Raw genomic sequence first — 20,270 nt, 5'->3', positions numbered from 1 at the left:
GACCGAGCCGGCCAAGCTGGCGCTCATTCTCTATTTGGGCGCGCTCATAGCGAAGAAGGGAGAGAAATTCCGGGATTTCAAAAAAGGGCTGCTGCCCGTCATCATCATCGTCTCTTTTTCTGCGGCCTTATTATGCTGCAGCCCGATCTCGGGTCCTGCCTGGTGCTTGCCGCCTGCGCTTCGATCATGATACTGGCCGGCGGCGCCAACCTGAAGCAAGTAGCCGCAACCGGCCTCATCATGCTGGTCGTTTTGGCTGTCTTGTTCGCCATATGGATTATGGCCGATCCCGACGGATGGACGTACCGGTTTGACCGGATCACCTCCTACATGGACCCGTTGGCCGACGAGCTCGGTTCCGGCTTCCATCTCGTCCGGTCGCTGCAGGCGCTCGGCCACGGCGGTCTGACCGGCGCAGGGTTCGGAGAGAGCGTACAGAAGCTGCATTATCTGCCTTATCCGTACAACGACTTCATATTTGCGATTATCGCCGAGGAATTCGGATTTATCGGCAGTACGCTGTTCCTCCTGTTCTACTTGTTTTTCCTTTGGCGCGGACTTCTGATCGCCCTGCGCTGTCCCGATATATACGGTACGATCGTCGGCGTCGGCATTATCGGTCTGATCGGCATGCAAGCGGTGATCAATATCGGCGGCGTAACCGGCACGATCCCGATAACGGGCGTTACGTTGCCGTTTATCAGCTACGGCGGCTCGTCACTGCTTTTTACGCTGATGAGCGTCGGCATTCTGCTCAGCATTTCGCGCGAATACAACCGGCAGGAGCGGATGCGCGACTCCGGCCGCAAATAAAGGGGTACCGGCCGTCGTCATCGGGCCGGTACCCCTTCCGTTTCGGTTGTTATTTCACTCGATGCGGCTCTTCCGGCGACTGTTCGTCCTCCTTGAACGCGACGCCCTCAACCTTTACGTTCACTTCCACCACATTCAATCCCGTCATATTCTCCACCGCTTCCTTCACGTTGCGCTGAAGCTGGCGGCTGACCTCCTGAATCGGGATGCCGTAGTGGACGATGATCCGCAGATCGATGGCCGCTTCAAGCTGGCCGACCTCGACCGAAACGCCTCGCTGTACATTTTTGCCGCTCAGCCGCTTGGCAAGTCCTTCAGAGATGCCTCCGGACATGGCGGCGATGCCCGGGGTTTCCAGTGCGGCAAGACCGGCGATGGTTGCCACAACGTCGTCGGATATGCGAATAATACCCGTATCGAAGCCTTCGGTCATATCGTTCACTCCTCATTCACCATATGATTCCATTGTAATGGATACGACAGGCGCAAAGCAAGGAGCCCGGTTTTCGCCGACGGGGACGACGCAAAAAAAGAGCAACTCCCTAACGAGAGTTACTCGCTTCTATTGTTCAGCGCTTCGTACAGCTGCGCCAAGTTGCGTTCAAGTCTGCTGACAATTTCCTTGCCGACGGGTTGCGGAACAAGTCCCGCCCGCACCGCAAAATCGACCTGACGAGAAAATCCGTACATCTGCGTGTCCAGCACTTCCTCGTACAACGGGCATTGACGCGTCGTCAGGTTCTCCATTTGAACCTCAATGAGCTTTTCGATTTTGTCCGCGTCCTCTTCAAGCAGCTGCAGCGCTTTGTGATGCAAATGGATCATGACATCCGATGAAGACATCGTATCCCCCCCTGTGCGCGATCCTCGCCGTCTTCTATACCCTTTATATTAGACGAAAAGAACGCAATACACAAGGACAAAACGGAAGCCGGCCGCAATTCGAGCAAATGTTTGCGCGATTGCCGTCCGGGTTTCGGTCAGTCGGAAATAATGTTGACGTGCAGATTATGCTTGGCGAATACGTCGGCCATCGCTTTCTTGGCTTCTTCGGCGTCCGGACCGTGAACGTGCAAATCATAGGCATGTCCGCTGATCAATGTCGTGAACAGCCCGAGGATGCTTTTGACATCGATATATTTGTTCTCGGCTTGAAGAACGATGGAAGAGCGAAAACGGCTTGCGGTTTGGGAAATTTCGACAATTGCCGTATTGTTGGACATGGAAATCCCTCCATTTGGGTTAGTAAGTCTTTCCTTCCTCATAATAACCCGAACATTGGCTCCGTTCAAGAGCAAAAGGCTTGTCTATTTCAGGTTTTCCGGATTTAACCCTTCAAGCTCCGGTACGACGAAGCGTCCGTCCTTGCGAATAAGCCGGCCGTCAAAATAAATTTCCCCGCCGCCGTATTCTTCGCGCTGAATAAGCACGAGATCCCAGTGTATGGACGAACGGTTTCCGTTATCCGTCTCCTCGTAAGCCTGACCCGGTGTAAAATGCAGACTTCCGGCGATCTTCTCATCGAACAGCGTATCGTTCATCGGGTGAAGAATGTACGGATTGAAGCCGAGGCTGAATTCTCCGATATAGCGCGCCCCTTCGTCCGCATCGAGAATTTCGTTCAGCCGCTTCGTGTTATTGCTGGTCGCCTTGACGATTTTGCCCTGCTCAAATGTGAATGCGATTTGGTCGAACGTCACGCCCGAGTAAACGCTCGATGTATTGTAGGTGATCGTTCCCTCCACGGAATCGCGGACCGGAGCGGTAAATACTTCGCCGTCCGGAATGTTGCGCTGGCCGGAACATTTTTGGCGCCGATGCCGCGAATGGAGAAACGCAGGTCCGTTCCCGGTCCGACGATACGAACCTGGTCGGTCCGCTCCATCAGCTCACGCAGCGGCTCCATCGCCTTGTCCATCCGGGAGTAGTCCAGATTGCATACGTTGAAGTAAAAATCTTCGAACGCTTCGGTGCTCATTTTCGCCAGCTGCGCCATCGATTCGTTCGGATAACGCAAGACGACCCATTTCGTATGCTTGACCCGCTGCTCCAGATGTACAGGCCTTTGATAAATTTGCTCGTACATCCGCATCTTGTCTTCCGGCACATCCGCCAGCTCGTTAATATTTCCGCCCGAGCGGACAGCAATATAGCCGTTCATCTCTTTCATGCGCCGAAGATCGCGTTCGGCCCACAACTCGAGCTGTTCCTTCGTCGCATGCAGAAGCAGCGTGCGCAGCACCGAACGGTCGCTCAATTCGACGAACGGTCTGCCGCCGCGTCTCGCCACTTCTTCCACGAGACATTTGGCCAGCTCGCGCTCGGCGCCGATCATGTCGATCAGCACGTTGTCACCAGGCTGCACGTCGATCGAATAGCCGACCAGATTGGCCGCCAGCTTTTGCAAACGAGAATCCCGCATCATATTCACCTCTTGCTTCGTAAAATGGCTAGCGTTACCATCGTAACACGGAGGGCGGCATACCGCCAGCCGGTTATAAACCGAATGTGACGTTCGTCGTCCGGCTTTCCCGGCATGTCTGCCCGTCTCTCTCGTACTGGAGAGTGGTCAACTCCGTAATTTCAAGAGGTAGCATGCGCCTGCGGTCAATCGCAACAATATAGGTAGACTGCACGTTCAGCCCTTTCATCATGCGTTCAAGCTCCTTACGGGACCTCGCGATTTCGGCGTTCCACTCGCGCCTGAAATCGACGTTCCGGCTGACCGGCAATTTCGCGATCGACGTCCGGGCCGCTTGCACGGCCGACTCGAATTCCCGTTCCAACCGCCGCTTCCAATCCCGGGTAGCATGTGCCGCTTCCAGATCGGCTTTCACGATCCAGGCGCGGTTCTCATGCCTGCGCGGCAAATAGGCGACGTTTTTGGGGGCGCCGACAAGCCGCTCGAGCGTCTGCACTGCGTTCCAATCGGCGCCTTCCTCCGCTTCCTTCATACCGTCGCGGGCGATCCAGCGATCGGGGCCTTTGCGGTCGATTTGCATCCATTGCCCCGTTTGAACGTCTTGCGCCCCTTGCACGTGCACGGACAAATTGCGATGGTTCCAAATTTCGCCTTCGAATTTCGCGGTCCTCGCGGAGCGGCCGTCCGCCAGCAGCAGCGTCGTCTCGCCGTCGAACGTATAGCGGTCAACGCCCGACAACCCGGATACGGCCAGCGCCAGCAGCTCTTCGGCAGACCGCTCCGGCTTGTAGAACGAGCAGGAGGTCAGTAGCAGCAGCGGAATAAGACAGGCCGTCCATCGCGCTCGTTTCTTCATGATGCAGCCCCCTTGCGGGCGCGAGCCGCCCTTTTTCCCTTATCGTCCCAAGAGCGGCAAACAATTATTCGGAGGCGCATCCTCCGATACAGATGCTGTTCCGGCCTTTGTTTTTGCTTTCGTACAGTGCCATATCGGCCTGATAGAACAGCGATTCGACGGTGATCTTGCCGCTGACGCGCGTCCACTCCGCCAAACCGCACGATATCGTCACGCGCGGAGCGGTCTCGCTTTCGACGCGGGCCCGGATCCGTTCGGCTATGCGGTACGCCTCCTCCGCGCGAGCTTCAGGAAAATAGACGGCCAATTCTTCTCCTCCCCAACGCGCGGCGATATCGTCAGGACGTATGGAAGTTCGGATAATTTCGCTGACCTGGACCAGTATCCGGTCGCCGATCAGATGGCCGTGGGTATCGTTAATCGTTTTGAAGTAGTCGATATCGATCAAGAGCAGCGAGCCGCATGACTCGAATCGCTGTCGGAGCTGGATTTGTTCGTTCAAAAAGTGGCGGGCGTGCAAACCGGTCAAATTGTCGGTAATGACCATGCGGCGGACTTCGGCATGCAGCGAGGCGTTTGTCATCGCCAAACCGATATGCGTTGACAGTACTTGCAGCAGCTTGTAGTTATCGTAAGAGAAGTAGTTCGGACTGCGGTGGGTAATGAGAATGACTCCGACAACACGGCCTTCGGCCAAAATTGGCGAAGCGATCAGGGAGCGCGATCCGGTCATCTCCATCAGCTTGGATTCCACAAGCGGATTTTGCCAGTAATCGGACAGGATGAGCGGTTCCTTGTTATTGTATATGATCCCGCAAAAACCATAGTCCGTGGAGTAATTCTCCTCGTCGGCAACCGGAAAGTTGCATGATACGACTTGAAAACGGCGGCTTGCCGGATCCAATTGCAATACCGAGCAATAATCGGCGTTGAATATCGCGAGCAGCTCGTCGGTCGCATATTGGAATATTTCATTCAAACTGAGCGAGCCGTTCAGCCGTTTCGTCAGTTCGTTGATGAGCCTCAGCTCCTTGATCAGCCGGTCGGATTGCTCCAGCAGCTTGGCGTTTTCGAACGCCGTGCCCGCGGTGTCGGCAAGCCATCGCGCGGTCGACAGATACGAATCGCGCCATTGCCGCGCATCCATGGAGAGACGGAGAACGCCGTAAACCGCCTGCTTGCCTGCCATCGGCAGCGCCATGACAGCCTGCTCTTCCACGCGGACAACCGGCCTGCCGTTCAGGAAAGCGTCCGTCACCACGTCGGACCCCTGGCCGCCGAATGCGAGAGGCCGAACCCGGGCATCGCCGTTCAAATGATCCTGGGACAAAAACAGGCAAATGGACGATTCCGGATAAAACCGCTCCAGACTTTGCAGCATTTCCGTCAGGACCGACTCGACGTCGTCGCAATTGTACAAACGGTTCGCAGCAAGAATCAGCGCTTCCTTCTGATGCGCCTCCCGGTCCGCCCGGCGCTTCTGCCTGTATGCCTCTTGCGCCTTCTCCCGCTCCAGCGCGGCTTTGATGCTGCTTGCAAGATGAAGCGCGGCGGCTTGCAAAACGGCTTCCTCGGGCTTCATGGCTTCCGGCCAGGCGCCGGCCACGGCCGCATACGGACGGGAAGGACGAGCACGGGTCCATAGCGGCACGGCCGTCATATAGAAACCGTCGGCCGTATTCGAGCGGAACGTCCCTTCGCGGCACGCATCGACCGCCAGCCTGGACAGCTGTTCCCCGTACGGCCGGCGTCCGTCCCCGGCATCCGCTGCGGCCTCGCCATCGGCATTCAGCAGCAGCAGCGACGCGCTTTTCCCCGCATGCAGCAATCCCCCGATTTCCTCCAGCCATTCGGTGAATGTCGCGGCCAGAACGGACGGAAGATCGAAAATGGCGTCATCGGGAATCTCCATATGCCGTTTCGATTCCCCCTCGTTCATCATGAGTTCGCTCATACGCAGCACCCGGTCCTTCCAACTCTTTCTCGTCAAGGTGTGAGCATCCCGAAATGAATTGGCTTCTTTATGATACTTGAATCCAAACGGTTTTGCACTACTTTTCCGGATTTTCCATAGGTCTTTAGATATATTTTAGAAAGGAGAAAAAGCGTCTATGGTCCTGTTATTTTGCGCATCGGAATTTGCAACGCCAATCTTGACAAGATGCCTCCTTCTCCTATAATATTTATTGTTGAATATTGGGCGTACGGTTTTGTGTCACCCTCACGAAGACGGTCGCTGACAGGACAGCGGCTGAACTAGCCTGTCAGGAGCCCGGCGGTACCAGCCGTCCGCGCTCGCCAGACCGCCTTCGGCGAAACAACCCCATTTTCAAACATCCCATTTGAAGAAGGAGTTTTTGCGACGCATGGCACGTTATACAGGACCCAAATTTAAACTGAGCCGCCGTCTCGGCATTTCCCTGAGCGGTACCGGCAAAGAATTGAAGCGCCCGTTTCCGCCCGGACAACATGGACCGAACCAACGCAAAAAGTTGAGCGGATACGGCGTGCAGCTGCAAGAAAAGCAAAAACTGCGCCATATGTACGGCTTGAGCGAGAAGCAGTTCCGCAACCTGTTCGATAAAGCGACGAAAATGAAAGGGATCGCCGGCGAGAACTTCTTGATCCTGCTGGAGAGCCGTCTGGACAACCTCGTATACCGTCTCGGTCTGGCGAACTCCCGCGCAGGCGCCCGCCAGCTGGTCGCACACGGACATGTGACGGTCAACGGACGCAAGGTTGACATTCCTTCCTATACCGTTTCCGTCGGCGATGTGATCGGACTGCGCGAACGCAGCCGCGGTCTGAAATCGATCAAGGAAGCGAGAGAAGGACGCCACCATCTGCCGAACTATCTGGAGTTCAACGACCAGACGATGGAAGGCAAATATATCCGCCTGCCGGAGCGTGCGGAGCTCTCGCAGGATATCGACGAAAGACAAATCGTCGAGTTCTACAGCCGCTAATGAGAAGCCCCCGGGATTTTCCGGGGGTTTTCGGTTTCAAAGGGATTTGTTATTCTATCGCTGCCGTCTTTTCGTCTTTGCCGGCGTTCGGCCGCTTCGCCGCCTCCGGTGACGGCTTCGGCGCTTCCAATGTGCCCGTCAGTCCCTGAATCAGCGCATTCACGTCGATTCCGGTGACGTTCTTCAGCATATCCGGCGCCGTCGCCATCAATTCGGTCACGTAATTGCTGACTCTCGCGGCCCCCTGTCCATTGCCCGTATCTACAACGGTCAGCTTATCAATCCCTTTAATCGGCTCGGCCACCTTGCCGGCCAGCTCAGGCAGCATTTTGGCGATAATATCGAGCACCGCTGCCTGACCGAAGTTTTGGAACGCCTCCGCCAGCTTCTCTTTCGCCTCCGCTTCGGCAAGCCCCCGCAGACGAATGACTTCCGCCTCGGCCGTACCTCTGGCCCGCTCGGCTTCGGCCGCCGCCAGTCCGTCCAGCCGCTTCTGCTCGGCAAGCGCCTTCGCTTCCGCTTCGATCTTGTATTTCAGGGCGTCGGCTTCGCGCAGCCGTCTCGCCTTCTCCGCTTCGGCCGCCTGCTCGACGGCATAGCGCTCGGCATCCGCTTTCTTCTTCACCTCGGCGTCGTACTGCTTCTCGCGGCGCAATATTTCTTTCGCTTCCAGATCGATTTCGCGCTCCTTGCGGACGAGCTCGACCTTCATCTGCTCCTCGACGACGCTTTGCTTCGCGCGGGCTTCCTGGATCGCGTAAGCCTGATCCGCCTCCGCTCTTGCCGTATCCTGCTCCCGCTTGAAGGCAGCGATTTTCAGTTCCTTCTCCTTGGTCGCCTCGGCGATGTTCGTATCGCGCAGCAGCTCCGCCTTCTGCCCCTGCTCTTCGGCGTTCGCCTTCTGAATCCGGGCGTCTCGGATCGCTTCCGCCTCGGCGATTTCCGCATCGCGCTTGACGGCGGCGATACGTGGCTTGCCGAGCGCGTCGAGATAACCGTGCTTATCCCGGACATCCTTGATCGTGAAGGATACGATCTGCAGCCCCATTTTTTCAAGTCTTTGGCCGCGACGCCTTGAACTTCCTGCGCGAACTTGTCCCGGTTGCGGTACACTTCCTCGACGGTCATCGAACCGAGAATCGCCCGCAGATGGCCTTCCAGCACTTCCTGCGCCTCACCCTTCAGCGCCTCGGTCGGTTTGCCCATGAACTGTTCGGCGGCCGTGGCTATATCCTCGACGGAACCGCCGATTTTGATAATCGCCACGCCGTCCGCCATGACCGGCACGCCCAGTTCCGTATACACCTCGGGCGTTGAGATGTCCAGCTTGTGCGACAGCAGCGAGATGAATTCGGCTTTTTGGAATATCGGCAAAATAAATGCTCCGCCGCCGCGGACGATTTTGATTTTGCGGCCGGAATCGTCGATCATCACGTTGCGGCTCCCCAGGAAAGAGCCCGTAACAATCATCGCCTCGTCCGGACTTACCGTTTTGTACCGCGCCCAGAAGGCGAGGCCGAGCACAACGATTACGGCGATGACAATGGAGGGAATGATAAGAAAATCTGGCATAATGGCTGCTCCTCTCTCTTTGTTCTCACATCTCTAACCGTGAAACATACAGCGTACCGTCCCGCACTTCGACGACGACGACTCTCGATCCCCCGGCTATCGGCTCGCCGTCGAAGCTTGCCGCGATATGGTTCGCGCGTCCGGCGCCGACGGAAACGAGCACTTCTCCGTACCCGGCGGACGGAATCGGCACAAGCACTTCCCCCAGCTTGCCGGTGAGGTCCCGGATCGAGTAGCCAGTGGAGTTTTCGCTGTTCTCCATCGGCTTGACATACAGGAAGAACACTCCCGCTCCCGCCAATACCGCAATAAGCAGCGAAGCCGCGATGACGGCGCCCGCGCCGAGCGGGCTGTAACGATCGAGCAGCAAGCCGGCTCCTCCGAAGACGGTGATCGCGCCGACGACCGTTGTCGGTTCCAGCCACGGCACCCCCTCAGGGGAAAGAAAGTCAAGCAATCCGTCCAGCGCTTCGCTCAGAAAATCGCCGAACACGACGCAGACGATCGCATACAACGCCCCCCCGGCAAGACACGACCAGAACAACGCCTCCACTTCTTTCCTCCTCCTTTCCAAGTCGCATGCGGTTGATCCATGACGATCAATAATACGAATCATAACCGAAGATGTTTCACAATTTCGTCAAAATTTAACGTCGAATTGACGAGAAAATTCTGTATTTTTCGGACACGTATACGTCCCGTTTCCGTGCAAAAACGTCCGTCCGGCCCAGGCCGAACGGACGTGAACAAAACGCGGAGCGAATGCCAAGACCCGGTATCAAGACCCGGTATTACAGACGGATACGGGCAAACAGGCGCTTGCCAACCTGTACGACGTCTCCGTCTTTCGGTTCAATCTCGGCGTTCGGATCGGTAATTTTATTTTCATTGATGCGTACCGCTCCCTGCTGCACGCTGCGGCGCGCCTCGCTCCCCGAGCTTTGCAGGCCGAGCGCCGTCAGCAGACGGACGATCCGGATGCGTCCTTCCGACAGTTCTTCGGCAGGCAGCGATACTTCAGGAATGTCGTCCGGCAATGCCCGCTGCTGGAATACCGTCACGAAATGCTGCTCCGCCGCTTCCGCCGCTTCCTCTCCGTGGTACATCCGGACGAATGTACGGGCGAGCCTCATCTTGGCATCCCGGGGATGCAGCGTACCGTCATTCAATCCGGCGCGCAGCTTCTCCAGTTCGTCATTGCTGATGTCGGTCGCCAATTCGAAATATTTCAGCATCAGCTCGTCCGGAATCGACATCGATTTGCCGTAAATTTGATTCGGCTCCTCGTCGATGCCGATATAGTTGCCAAGGCTTTTGCTCATTTTGTTGACGCCGTCCAGCCCTTCGATCAGCGGCATCATGATGGCGATTTGCGCCGGTTTGCCGTATTCCTTCTGCAGCGTCCGGCCCATGAGCAAATTGAATTTCTGGTCGGTGCCGCCAAGCTCCACGTCCGTTTCCAGCGCCACCGAGTCATAGCCTTGCATCAGCGGATAGAAAAATTCGTGAATGCTGATCGGCTGGCCGCTCTGATACCGCTTCGTAAAATCGTCGCGCTCCAGCATGCGGGCCACCGTCACCTTCGCAGCCAGGCCGACGACGTCGGCGAACGTCAGCGGCGCCAGCCAGGACGAATTGTAGTAAACCTTCGTGCGCTCCGGGTCGAGAATTTTAAATATTTGTTTCTGGTACGTCTCCGCATTGCGCTTGACATCCTCTTCGCTCAGCTGCTTGCGCGTTTCCGATTTGCCCGTCGGATCGCCGATTCTGCCCGTAAATCGCCGATAATGAGCTGAATCTGGTGGCCGAGCTCCTGAAACTGCCGCAGCTTGTGCAGGACGACCGTATGTCCGACATGAATGTCCGGCGCCGACGGGTCCAGCCCGAGCTTGACGTTCAGCGGTTTGCCGGTCTTCACCGAATCGGCCAGCTTCTCCCTCAGCTCCTCCTCCGGCACGATTTCGACCGTTCCCCGGCGGATAACGGCCAATTGGCGCTCGACCTCCCGTTTCTGCTCCTCGTTCAACTGCTGCCATCGATCCATAATGCCATTCCTCCTTAAAAGTTTGGGATCAAAGTGAAGGGCAATAAAAAAATCCTTCGCATCCCCAAGGGACGAGAAGGATTATCTCGCGGTACCACCCTCGTTAGAACGCAAGCCGATGCGCCGCGGCGCATGATGCCCGCAACGATCGTTTGACGCTCTCACTCGACTTTTGATAACGGAGTTTTCAATCTCCGGAACGGACTACTGACCGGTTGCGGCGACGTTCCCCCGTTCGGCTACAGGCGGTAATTCGTCAAACGGGACGTGCCGGTTCGCACCTGCCACCGGCTCTCTGGGTCCTGACGCGATCCGTTTGCTACTGAAGCCTGTCATTGCCTTTGTCGCTGGTTCGTGCCGGCTCGCTTTCCGCGCGGCACATTATTGCTTTTATATCATAGCGTTTGCCGAAAGTCAACAACCGGTCGGATGGCGTGAATAGCCGCCGCTTTCCGGACCTTTCCCCGCGCTGTCTGGCGTAAACGGGTTGATTTTGACGCCGTATGCCCGAAAATGGCGAATTGTGATATAATAATTCTGCTTTAGCCGAAATGACAGGAACGATTCGCGTCCGGCGTCCCGGATGTCCCTGCAATCATGAAGCCGGATTTACATAACGGCTTGTTCCGCGGCTTGTTCGCCATGCCGCAACCTTTGGGAGGTGTAGGAATGAACGAAAATGACCGTCAGCAGGAACCGCGCAAACGCAGCAAATGGCGGACATTTTTTCTGGTCGTTTTCATTTCCGTCAAATGGCTCGTTATTTTCCTTATTATGATCGGGCTGCTGGCGGGCGGAGCCGTTACCGGTTATGTCGCAGCTCTCGTCAAGGACGACGAAATCCGGCCACGCACCCTGATCGAGCAAAAGGTGAACGAGAACGGCTTGACCGGATTTGTCTATTTCAGCGACGGATCGGTTATCGGTCAGCTGGTGAGCGAGGAAGACCGGCGGCTGGTCACGTATGAGGAAATACCGCAGCATGTGATCGATGCCCTGCTGGCGACGGAAGACAACAATTTCTGGAATCATTACGGTGTGGATATTAACGGTCTCGGCCGGGCCGTGAAGCAGAAGCTGCTCAATGAAGACCAACAGACCGGCGGCAGCACGATTACCCAGCAGCTGGCGCGGCGGCTATTCTTAAGCGCGGACCGGACCGACAGCCGGAAATTCAAGGAGATCCTGCTGTCGCTCCGGATGGAACGTTATTTGACGAAGCCGGAAATATTGACCGCATATCTGAACAAGATGCCGTTCGGCAACGGTTCCAACGGCTATAACGTATCGGGGATCAAGGCGGCGGCCAAAGGCATCTTCAATATTTCCGACCTGAGCCAGCTCAATCTCGCGCAAGCCGCTTATTTGGCCGGTCTTCCCCAGCGTCCGTCCGCCTATTCCGCTTTTACCGGCAAAGGCGAATTCAACGAGGAAAACTTCGGCTATGCGATGGAGCGCCAAAGGCATGTGCTGAGCCGGATGCTGGAGACGGGCAGAATTACGCAAGCCGAATACGAAGAGGCGAAAGCTTTCGATATCCGGGCGTCACTCGCCAAACCGTCGCCAAAGGCTTACGCCAAATATCCGTATCTGATGTTCGAAGCCCAGCGGGCGGCAGCCGAAATTTTGCTCAAGCAAAAAAATCCCGAGCTGACGGAGGCCGATCTGCGCAACAATCCCGCGCTGGTGGAAGAAGCCCGGCAGGAGCTTCTGAGCAGCGGATATCGCGTCTATACGACGATCGACAAAAAATATATTCGCTGATGAAGAAAATCGCCGAAGACAAGAACAATTTCACCCCTGACAGCAAAGAAAAAGGGATGGAGCAAATTGCTGCCGTGATGATCAATCATAAAACCGGGGCGATCATCAGCATGCTCGAAGGCCGGGATTTCTACGAAGAGCAAATGAATCTGGCGACGCAGATGATCCGCCAGCCCGGCTCGACGATGAAGCCGATCGCCGCCTATTTGCCCGCCCTGGAAGAAGGGCTCATTCAGCCGGCGGGAGTTCTGGACGACTCGCCGATCATTCTGAAGGACGGCGGCAAAGGCTACCACATTCCGATGAACGCCGGACGCAACTTCAGAGGACTGGTCACGGCGCGGGAAGCGCTTGACCGTTCGCTGAACATTCCGGCCATCAAGCTGTTCGTCGAGAAGGTGACGATCAAAAATCATGGGATTTCGTGCGCAAGCTGGGCATTACGACGCTGCATCCGGACGACGATTACGCCCAGACCGGGGTTATCGGCGGACTGCATAGCGGCACCACCGTCGAAGAGCTGACCAATGCTTACGGTACGATCCCGAACGGCGGCATATTCAACGACGCCTATATGATCAGCCAGATTACCGACAGCGAAGGAAACGTCGTGTATCGCCACAAAGCGGAGCCCAGACGGGTCTTCTCCGAACAGACCGCGTTTCTGATGACCGACATGCTCCGCACCGTCATTGCGAACGAACGGGGAACTGCGCACGACTTGACGGGACTGTTCGACAAGTACGGAACGATCCCGATTGCGGGGAAAACCGGCTCGACGCAAAATTACGCCGACGTCTGGTTTATGGGCTTCACGCCGGACATTACACTCGGCGTATGGGCCGGTTACGAGCAACAGATTCACACGTTGTCCGATAACGGCAAAAAGAGGGCGCGGCATATATGGGCGAAAATTATGAACGAAACGGTGAAAGAAAAGCCGACGCTGTTCAAGACCGAATCGTTCGCACGCCCGGACGGCGTCGTGAAGGCGACCGTTTCCAGCGTCAGCGGCAAACTGCCGACCGATCTGACCCGCCAGGCGGGATTGCTGACGACGGACTGGTTTAATGAAAAATATTTGCCGAAGGAACCCGACGACGCGCTGGTGAAATTCAAATACATTTCCTATAACGGCGTCAACTACTTGCCCAACCCGGCAACGCCGGAGGATATGGTCAGCGAAAAATCGGCATCAAACGGGAAAAGCCGCTTGACCAGCTGATGGACGAAATCAGGGCGGCGCAGGAGAAAATGCCGGCCAGCAGCCGCCGGCCGCTCGGCCAATACGTGCCGAGGGACGCGGACAGCGGAGCCCCGTCCAAAATCGATCCGCGCAAGGACGACGGCGCTGTGCCGAGTCCGCCGCCGAATGTGCGGCTTGTGACGGAAGGCAACACGGTGACGATAGGCTTCTCCGCGAGCGGCGAGTCCGACGTTGTCGGTTACCGGCTGTATCGCTCGGTCGGAACGAACGCGTTCCAAAAGATAGGGCCTTCCATTCTGACAGGACAAACGTACCGGTTTACCGACACGATCGCGCCCAATACCGCCTACCGTTACTATGTGACGGCGGTCGACGTCGTCGGCAAGGAATCGGCGCCGAGCGCTATCGTCCAGATTGTGCCGGAAGCGCCGCCCGTTCCGGTCATTCCCGTGCCGGATCCGGCCGAGCCGGCGGTGCCGGATGCAGGGACGGCCGTTCCGGACAACGTCCAAGCGCCAACGTCTGTCCCCGATGCGATTCAGGGCAGCGAGCAGCCGGCAACGGAAAGCATGCCGGAACAGACCGCAGCGCCGTAACAGCGCGGCTGTTCCGGTTATACACTATGGAAAAAGCCGCCATTTCCGGTTTTGGAAATGGCGGCTTTGCCGTTGAGTCGTAACAGGATCAGTCCTCGATCGTCGACAGATCGCCGGTCGGCAAGTTCAGCTCCCATGCCTTCAGCACACGGCGCATAATTTTGCCGCTGCGCGTCTTCGGCAATTTGTCCTTGAATTCGATTTCGCGCGGCGCCGCGTGAGCGGCCAGACCCGTTTTGACGAACTGGGCAATTTCCGTCTTCAGCTCGTCGCTCGGCTCAAACCCTTCGCGCAGCGAAATAAACGCTTTAATAATTTCGCCCCGGATCGGATCGGGCTTACCGATCACGCCCGCTTCCGCAACGGCCGGATGCTCGACAAGCTTGCTTTCGACTTCGAACGGACCGACGCGTTCGCCGGCGGTCATAATGACGTCGTCGACCCGCCCCTGGAACCAGAAATAGCCGTCCTCGTCGACATAAGCGGAATCTCCCGATACATACCAGCCTTTCAAGCGGAAATATTCTTCATACTTCGCCGGGTTTTTCCAAACAGAGCGCATCATCGACGGCCACGGCGTACGGATCGCCAGATTGCCCATCCGGTAAGGAGGCAGTTCATTGCCGTTATCGTCGACAATTCCGGCCTCTACTCCCGGTATCGGCTTGCCCATCGATCCCGGTTTAATGTCCATAGCCGGGTAGTTGCAAATCATATGCGCACCCGTCTCGGTCATCCACCACGTATCGTGAATCCGCTGCCCGTAAACTTTCATACCCCAGCGCACGACTTCCGGATTGAGCGGCTCCCCGACGCTCAGCACATGCCGCAAGCTGGACAGATCATACTGCTTTACGATATCGTCGCCGGCGCCCATCAGCATCCGGAAGGCGGTCGGCGCGCTGTACCATACCGTCACGCCGTAGTGCTGAATCGTCCCGTACCAGTCCTGCGGGCTGAAACGTCCGCCGCGCACGACATTGGTCGCGCCGTTCAGCCAGGGGGCAAAAATTCCGTAAGACGTGCCGGTTACCCAGCCCGGATCGGCCGTGCACCAGTAAATATCGTCTTCTTTCAGATCGAGCACGATTTTGCCCGTATAGTAATGCTGAATCATCGCGTTCTGAACGTGATAAACCCCTTTCGGTTTGCCCGTCGAACCGGATGTGTAGTGTATGATCATGCCGTCTTCGCGGCCCAGCCACTCGATTTCCGTCTCGTCGGAAACCGCTGCCATCTCCGCCTTGTAATCGACGATTCCGTTTCCGGGTTCTATGTCATCGCCTACGACGATCAAATATTTCAACGCAGGCAGTTCGTCCCGCTTGATGCGCGGCAGAAGCGACGGCGTCGTAACGATGGCGATCGCCTCGCTGTCCTGCAAACGGTCTTTGACGGCCATCTCCATAAACGCTTCGAACAACGGTCCGACGATGGCACCGATTTTCAGCGTACCGAGCAGGCTGATGTAGAGCTCCGGCGTGCGCGGCATAAAAATAAATACGCGCTCGCCCTTGCCGATGCCCAGCTTGCGCAGCACGTTGGCGAACCGGTTCGATTGCCGGCTTAGCTGTTCGAACGTATACGCCTCTTGCCGCTGATTGTCCATGTAATGCAAAGCGACCTTGCCGCCGCGGCCCTCGGCCACATGACGGTCGATCGCTTCATAGGCCATATTCACTTTTCCCGTCTTATGCCAGGTGAAATGCTTCTCGATGTCTTCCCAACGAAACGATTTGCGGGCCTCTTCGTAGTTCCCCATATTCGATCCGGTGGCCGTAGCCGGAATCCGCTCTTGATGCAAGTTGATCACGCCTATCATCCTCCCATCAAAACTGGCACTGCGTAGCTGCTGTCGCAAAAGCGCGGACAAGAATGCGCTTTCACAAATTGTTCAACTTTATTATAACATATTCGCTTTTGTTTAGACCAATCTTTTCAATTCCCTCGTAATCTGTTATAAGTGAAAAGAGTATATGCTGCAGCCCGTATATCGGCCGCCCGGATCGGCGAAAGTTCATCGGCAGAAAGGAGCGGGTTCTTTCGTGGAGCACCGTAAACAATTGCATAAAGAGCGGGTACCTTATCGGGACCGCGAGCTGGTTGTCGAAGGCCCGCTGCCGCCGGAAGACGTTTCCCGGCTGCGCATGCACGCCGATCTGGACGCGTTCCGGCGACCGGATGAGCAGCACAAGGCGCTCGTGGAAATTGCCGGTCTGCCGGAAGGACGCATTATTGTCGCGCGCGACGAGGATACGATCGTCGGTTATGTAACGTTCCATTATCCCGACGAGCTGGAGCGATGGTCCGAAAGCGGCATGGAAGATCTGATCGAGCTTGGCGCGATCGAAGTCGCGAACGAATATCGAGGGTACGGACTCGGCAAAAGGCTGATCCGCGTTGCATTCGCCGGCGGACAGCTGGAAAATGCGATCGTTTATACGACGGAATATTATTGGCACTGGGATTTGGAAGGCACCAAAATGAGCGTCTGGGAATATCGCAGAATGATGGAAGATCTTATGAAATGCGTCGACATGGTCTGGTTCGCCACCGACGATCCGGAAATATGCTCTCACCCGGCCAATTGTCTGATGGTGCGTATCGGCAAAGAGGTGCCGCTCGAATCGGTCGAGCGGTTCGACCGGGTCCGCTTCCGTCAGCGCTTTATGTATTGACATCTTACGAAGCGACTTTGTTCTGTAAAGTCTAGTTATGCTTACAAAGCGACTTTTGCTTCGCGAAGTTTAGCTCACGCTTACGAAACGACTTTTGCTTCGCAAAGTCCAGCTTATGCTTACGAAGCGACTTTGCTTCGCAAAGTCTTGAGGAGGTCCCGTTCATGTCGGCGGACGCCGTATTTGTGCATCCTCCGGGCGCTGCCCGATATAAATTCCGCGCCGACCATCCGTTCGATCCGATCCGGCTTACGCTGGCTATCGATCTGCTGACAAGCGTCGGCGCATTGAAAGCAAGCGACATCATAGCGTCTGAGCCGGCCGATACGAATTTGCTGTCGCTCGTTCACCGCCCGGACTACATCCATGCCGTAACCGCTCTCAGCAAGGAGCATCCCGAGACTCGATGGCTCGATGAAGCCGAACGATTCGGCTTGGGCACGGAAGACACGCCGTTCTTTCCCGGCATGCATGACGCCGCGGCGCAGCTTGTCGGCGGCTCGGTGCGGGCGGCCGAGGAAGTCATGTCCGGCCGTGCGCTCCACGCTTATCATATGGCCGGCGGCTTACATCATGCCTTTCCGGAGCGGGGCGCCGGTTTCTGCGTCTATAACGACGCGGCGATCGCCATTAAATACATCCGGCAGCGCTACGGAGCGAAAGTGTTGTATATCGACACCGACGTGCATCACGGCGACGGTGTGCAATGGGCTTTCTACGACGATGCGGACGTATGCACGTATTCGATTCACGAGACCGGCAAATATTTGTTTCCTGGAACCGGTTTCGTCCATGAGCGCGGCAGCGAGCTCGGTTTCGGCTTTTGCTATAATATGCCCGTCGAACCTTATACCGAGGACGATTCATGGCTCGAATCCTTCGTTTCCACCGTAGAAAAAGTAGCGAGGGCGTTCCGTCCGGATATAATCGTCAGCCAGCACGGCTGTGACGCGCACGCGCTTGATCCGCTCTCCCACATTCACTGCAGCACCCGGATCTATCTGGAAATGCCGCGCATCATCCACGAGTTGGCCCATCGATACGCACAAGGACGATGGGTCGCGGTAGGAGGCGGCGGCTACGACATATGGCGCGTCGTCCCAAGGGCCTGGTCGCTCGTCTGGCTGGCGATGACGGAGCATCCGCTTGTCGGCCGCCTGGTCGCAGGGGAGAATGCGCCTCTGCCGGCCGAATGGGTGGCGCGATGGCTTCCGCACAGTCCCGAGCCATTGCCCGACCGCTGGCTGGACGATACGTCAGCCTGGACGCCGATGCCCCGCAGAGCCGAAATCACCGCCAAAAACCAGGCGACTGCCGGCATTCTGGTACAGGATTTGTAGGGCGATGCGCCATAGAGGCTAAGGCATAGAGGCTAAGGCATAGAGGCGCTGTTGAGTCGCAGTTAGTTGCAGTTAATGCAGTTAATGCAGTTAATGCAGTTAATCGCAGTTAATCGCAGTTAATCGCAGTTAGTTGCCGTTAGTTGCCGTTAGTTGCCGTTAGTTGCCGTTAGTTGCCGTTAATGCAGTATCGCAGTTAGTTACAGTTTATCGCTATAATCGCAGTAGAGAAGCCGTCGAATCACCGTTGAATGCGCATTCATCGCAAGGCAGCAAACAAGATCGAACAGGAAAGTGAGAAAATAGCGAAGCGCTGCCTGGACAAGGCATGGGTAAACAAAGTTGCAAAAATGCAATTTTTCGGACGTAAAATAACCAAAACATGAAAATTCCTGCGAAAATGCAGTTTTGTGATCCGTTCAAGCCAAATAAACGAAAATCACAAAAAATTACTGTATTTTGCAGTATTTTGTGCTATATTTACTTATTTGGGTCAAAATTCCTGTACTTTTGCAACTTTTTTGCCAACACAACCTGCTGGGAGATGGGTGCTGAAGGCGAGGCGCACCGACATGCCGGAGACGATTTGTTGGATGGCGGAACGCATCGACGGGCCGAAGACGATTTGACGAATTGCGAGGCGCACCGACGGACCGGAGACGTTTAACGGAAGGCGGAAAGCATCGACGGACGGGCCACGTTTGACGGAAGGCGGAAAGCACCGACGGGCCGGAGACAATTTGACGAATTGCGAGGCGCATCGACGGACGGGCGACGTTTTGACAGATGGCGAAATATACCGGCGGACGGGCGACGATTGGACAGATAGCGGAACTCACCGGCGGACGGTTAGAGGCAAATTGGAAATTAAAAAGCCGCCTGTCGCCGTCAAAATGACGGGAGGCGGCTTCTCTTTTGGATGCCAATGCCGATTGCAAGCGTTTCGCCGGGGCTCATCCCGATCGAGCCCCTCCCTCCGCGCTTCTGCTCCCGCTTGCGCGTCAGCCTTTGGCTTGCGCGACCGACTGGCGGGAGATGACTTCATGAGGCAGCACCACTTTCGACTGCTCGACGTTCTCCTTCTTCATCAGCTTTGTCAACAGACGCATCGATACCGCGCCAATGTCGTACATCGGCTGGGCGACGGTCGTCAGCTGCGGACGAACCATGGACGCCATCCGGCTGTTGTCTACGCTGATTACGGAAATGTCCCCCGGCACCTTCAAGCCGTGGTCTTGTATCGCATGGATGGCGCCGATCGCCATTTCGTCCGTTGCCGAAAATACGGCGGTCGGCTTCTCCGGCAAGTCGAGAAAATAGTTCATCGCTTCCACGCCCGATTCGTACCGGTAGTTGCCGATGCGTACGAGCGTCTCGTCATACTTCAGACCGCCTTGCTCCAAGGCGCGCTTGTATCCGCTGAAACGGGCAAAGCCGACCGACGGATCCTGCAGCGTGCCGCTGATCATGGCGATCCGCTTATGTCCTTGGGCAATCAATGTGGATACGGCATCGTAAGCGGCAGCTTCATGGTCGATATCGACGGAAGGAATAACGCCGTTCTCGTCGGTCGTCGCACAGAGCACGATCGGCACATTGGCCGTCTTGAACGCCTGCAGATGCTCGTCCGTTACCGCGCCGCCCATAAACAGCAGACCGTCTACCTGCTTCTCCAGCAACGTGTTGATAACGCGGATTTCCTTCTCCTTCTTCTTGTCGGAGTTGCACAAAATAATGTTGTAATGATACATGTTGGCGATATCTTCGATACCGCGCGCCACTTCCGCGAATATCGCGTTCGAAATGTCCGGTATGACAACGCCAACCGTCGTCGTCTTCTTGCTTGCCAATCCGCGGGCTACCGCATTCGGACGATAGCCGAGACGTTCGATGGCTTCATATACTTTTTTCGCGTTTGCGGCTTTACGTTCGGGTTGTTGTTGACCACCCTGGAAACAGTCGCCATCGATACGCCTGCTTCCCGCGCCACGTCATAAATAGTTACCGTCACT

11 protein-coding genes, 6 pseudogenes and 1 other annotated feature are annotated in these 20,270 nt (G+C 56.3%); of the genes and pseudogenes, 6 read left to right on the top strand and 11 right to left on the bottom strand.

Annotation, left to right across the window (positions count from 1 at the left end; all coding sequences use genetic code 11):
- Positions 1–813: pseudogene (locus tag PACILC2_RS00240) on the top strand (FtsW/RodA/SpoVE family cell cycle protein); the annotation flags it as partial.
- A 49-nt stretch (positions 814–862) separates the two neighbouring features.
- On the opposite strand, the gene PACILC2_RS00235 reads toward PACILC2_RS00240, so the two are convergent.
- From PACILC2_RS00235 to PACILC2_RS00210, 6 genes and pseudogenes are all read right to left on the bottom strand, one after another.
- Complete coding sequence (locus PACILC2_RS00235) at positions 863–1,246, bottom strand: Asp23/Gls24 family envelope stress response protein (protein ID WP_062492480.1); 384 nt, start codon at positions 1,244–1,246, stop codon at positions 863–865.
- 119 nt (positions 1,247–1,365) lie between these two features.
- Positions 1,366–1,656: an Fpa/YlaN family protein gene (locus tag PACILC2_RS00230; RefSeq protein WP_062492479.1), complete on the bottom strand. Its 291-nt coding sequence runs from the start codon at positions 1,654–1,656 to the stop codon at positions 1,366–1,368.
- Positions 1,657–1,793: 137 nt separating this feature from the next.
- The gene (locus tag PACILC2_RS00225; protein ID WP_062492478.1) at positions 1,794–2,036 is read right to left on the bottom strand and encodes an HPr family phosphocarrier protein; all 243 of its coding nucleotides are present in this window, start codon (positions 2,034–2,036) and stop codon (positions 1,794–1,796) included.
- Between the two features lie 84 nt (positions 2,037–2,120).
- Positions 2,121–3,235, bottom strand: a pseudogene (locus tag PACILC2_RS00220) (aminopeptidase).
- A 73-nt stretch (positions 3,236–3,308) separates the two neighbouring features.
- Positions 3,309–4,091, bottom strand: coding sequence for a hypothetical protein (locus tag PACILC2_RS00215; RefSeq protein WP_062492476.1), 783 nt, complete (start codon positions 4,089–4,091; stop codon positions 3,309–3,311).
- Positions 4,092–4,155: 64 nt separating this feature from the next.
- Positions 4,156–6,081 (bottom strand): GGDEF domain-containing protein, encoded by a 1,926-nt coding sequence (locus PACILC2_RS00210; protein ID WP_244863113.1) that lies wholly within the window; start codon positions 6,079–6,081, stop codon positions 4,156–4,158.
- A gap of 376 nt (positions 6,082–6,457) precedes the next feature.
- Between PACILC2_RS00210 and rpsD the strand changes: the two genes are divergently transcribed.
- Positions 6,458–7,057 (top strand): 30S ribosomal protein S4, encoded by a 600-nt coding sequence (rpsD, locus tag PACILC2_RS00205; protein ID WP_062492474.1) that lies wholly within the window; start codon positions 6,458–6,460, stop codon positions 7,055–7,057.
- Positions 7,058–7,106: 49 nt separating this feature from the next.
- Here rpsD and floT read toward each other — a convergent pair.
- From floT to tyrS, 3 genes and pseudogenes are all read right to left on the bottom strand, one after another.
- A pseudogene (gene floT / locus PACILC2_RS00200) lies at positions 7,107–8,629 on the bottom strand (flotillin lipid rafts scaffold protein FloT).
- A 25-nt stretch (positions 8,630–8,654) separates the two neighbouring features.
- The gene (locus tag PACILC2_RS00195) at positions 8,655–9,182 is read right to left on the bottom strand and encodes an NfeD family membrane protein (RefSeq protein ID WP_062492472.1); all 528 of its coding nucleotides are present in this window, start codon (positions 9,180–9,182) and stop codon (positions 8,655–8,657) included.
- Positions 9,183–9,420: 238 nt separating this feature from the next.
- Positions 9,421–10,673: pseudogene (tyrS, locus tag PACILC2_RS00190) on the bottom strand (tyrosine--tRNA ligase).
- A 64-nt stretch (positions 10,674–10,737) separates the two neighbouring features.
- Positions 10,738–11,018 (bottom strand) — a binding site (T-box leader).
- Positions 11,019–11,342: 324 nt separating this feature from the next.
- Between tyrS and PACILC2_RS00185 the strand changes: the two are divergent.
- Both PACILC2_RS00185 and PACILC2_RS29065 read left to right on the top strand, forming a co-directional pair.
- A pseudogene (locus PACILC2_RS00185) lies at positions 11,343–13,530 on the top strand (transglycosylase domain-containing protein); the annotation flags it as partial.
- Between the two features lie 131 nt (positions 13,531–13,661).
- The gene (locus PACILC2_RS29065; protein ID WP_372447004.1) at positions 13,662–14,240 is read left to right on the top strand and encodes a fibronectin type III domain-containing protein; all 579 of its coding nucleotides are present in this window, start codon (positions 13,662–13,664) and stop codon (positions 14,238–14,240) included.
- 88 nt (positions 14,241–14,328) lie between these two features.
- Here PACILC2_RS29065 and acsA read toward each other — a convergent pair whose 3' ends face one another.
- Positions 14,329–16,062: an acetate--CoA ligase gene (acsA, locus tag PACILC2_RS00180; RefSeq protein ID WP_062492469.1), complete on the bottom strand. Its 1,734-nt coding sequence runs from the start codon at positions 16,060–16,062 to the stop codon at positions 14,329–14,331.
- Between the two features lie 223 nt (positions 16,063–16,285).
- Here acsA and PACILC2_RS00175 point away from each other — a divergent pair, with 223 nt between their 5' ends.
- Both PACILC2_RS00175 and PACILC2_RS00170 read left to right on the top strand, forming a co-directional pair.
- Positions 16,286–16,918 carry a GNAT family N-acetyltransferase gene (locus tag PACILC2_RS00175; RefSeq protein ID WP_062496709.1) on the top strand — a complete coding sequence of 211 codons (633 nt, stop codon included), beginning with the start codon at positions 16,286–16,288 and terminating at the stop codon, positions 16,916–16,918.
- Positions 16,919–17,082: 164 nt separating this feature from the next.
- Complete coding sequence (locus PACILC2_RS00170; protein ID WP_213526685.1) at positions 17,083–18,258, top strand: acetoin utilization protein AcuC; 1,176 nt, start codon at positions 17,083–17,085, stop codon at positions 18,256–18,258.
- A gap of 1,001 nt (positions 18,259–19,259) precedes the next feature.
- On the opposite strand, the pseudogene ccpA reads toward PACILC2_RS00170, so the two are convergent.
- Positions 19,260–20,269, bottom strand: a pseudogene (gene ccpA, locus PACILC2_RS00165) (catabolite control protein A).
- Position 20,270: the final 1 nt, after the last annotated feature.

It is taken from the genome of Paenibacillus cisolokensis (genome assembly GCF_018403665.1).
In the GTDB taxonomy this organism is placed as follows: domain Bacteria; phylum Bacillota; class Bacilli; order Paenibacillales; family Paenibacillaceae; genus Paenibacillus_AH; species Paenibacillus_AH cisolokensis.
This window is presented reverse-complemented; position numbering and strand designations above follow the sequence as displayed.

Bases quoted from the DNA above. Each gene is read 5' to 3' on its own strand.
- acsA (WP_062492469.1), bottom strand. From the start codon at position 16,062: ATGATAGGCGTGATCAACTTGCATCAAGAGCGGATTCCGGCTACGGCC.
- rpsD (WP_062492474.1), top strand. From the start codon at position 6,458: ATGGCACGTTATACAGGACCCAAATTTAAACTGAGCCGCCGTCTCGGC.
- PACILC2_RS00170 (WP_213526685.1), top strand. From the start codon at position 17,083: ATGTCGGCGGACGCCGTATTTGTGCATCCTCCGGGCGCTGCCCGATAT.
- PACILC2_RS00215 (WP_062492476.1), bottom strand. From the start codon at position 4,091: ATGAAGAAACGAGCGCGATGGACGGCCTGTCTTATTCCGCTGCTGCTA.
- PACILC2_RS29065 (WP_372447004.1), top strand. From the start codon at position 13,662: ATGGACGAAATCAGGGCGGCGCAGGAGAAAATGCCGGCCAGCAGCCGC.
- PACILC2_RS00235 (WP_062492480.1), bottom strand. From the start codon at position 1,246: ATGACCGAAGGCTTCGATACGGGTATTATTCGCATATCCGACGACGTT.
- PACILC2_RS00230 (WP_062492479.1), bottom strand. From the start codon at position 1,656: ATGTCTTCATCGGATGTCATGATCCATTTGCATCACAAAGCGCTGCAG.
- PACILC2_RS00225 (WP_062492478.1), bottom strand. From the start codon at position 2,036: ATGTCCAACAATACGGCAATTGTCGAAATTTCCCAAACCGCAAGCCGT.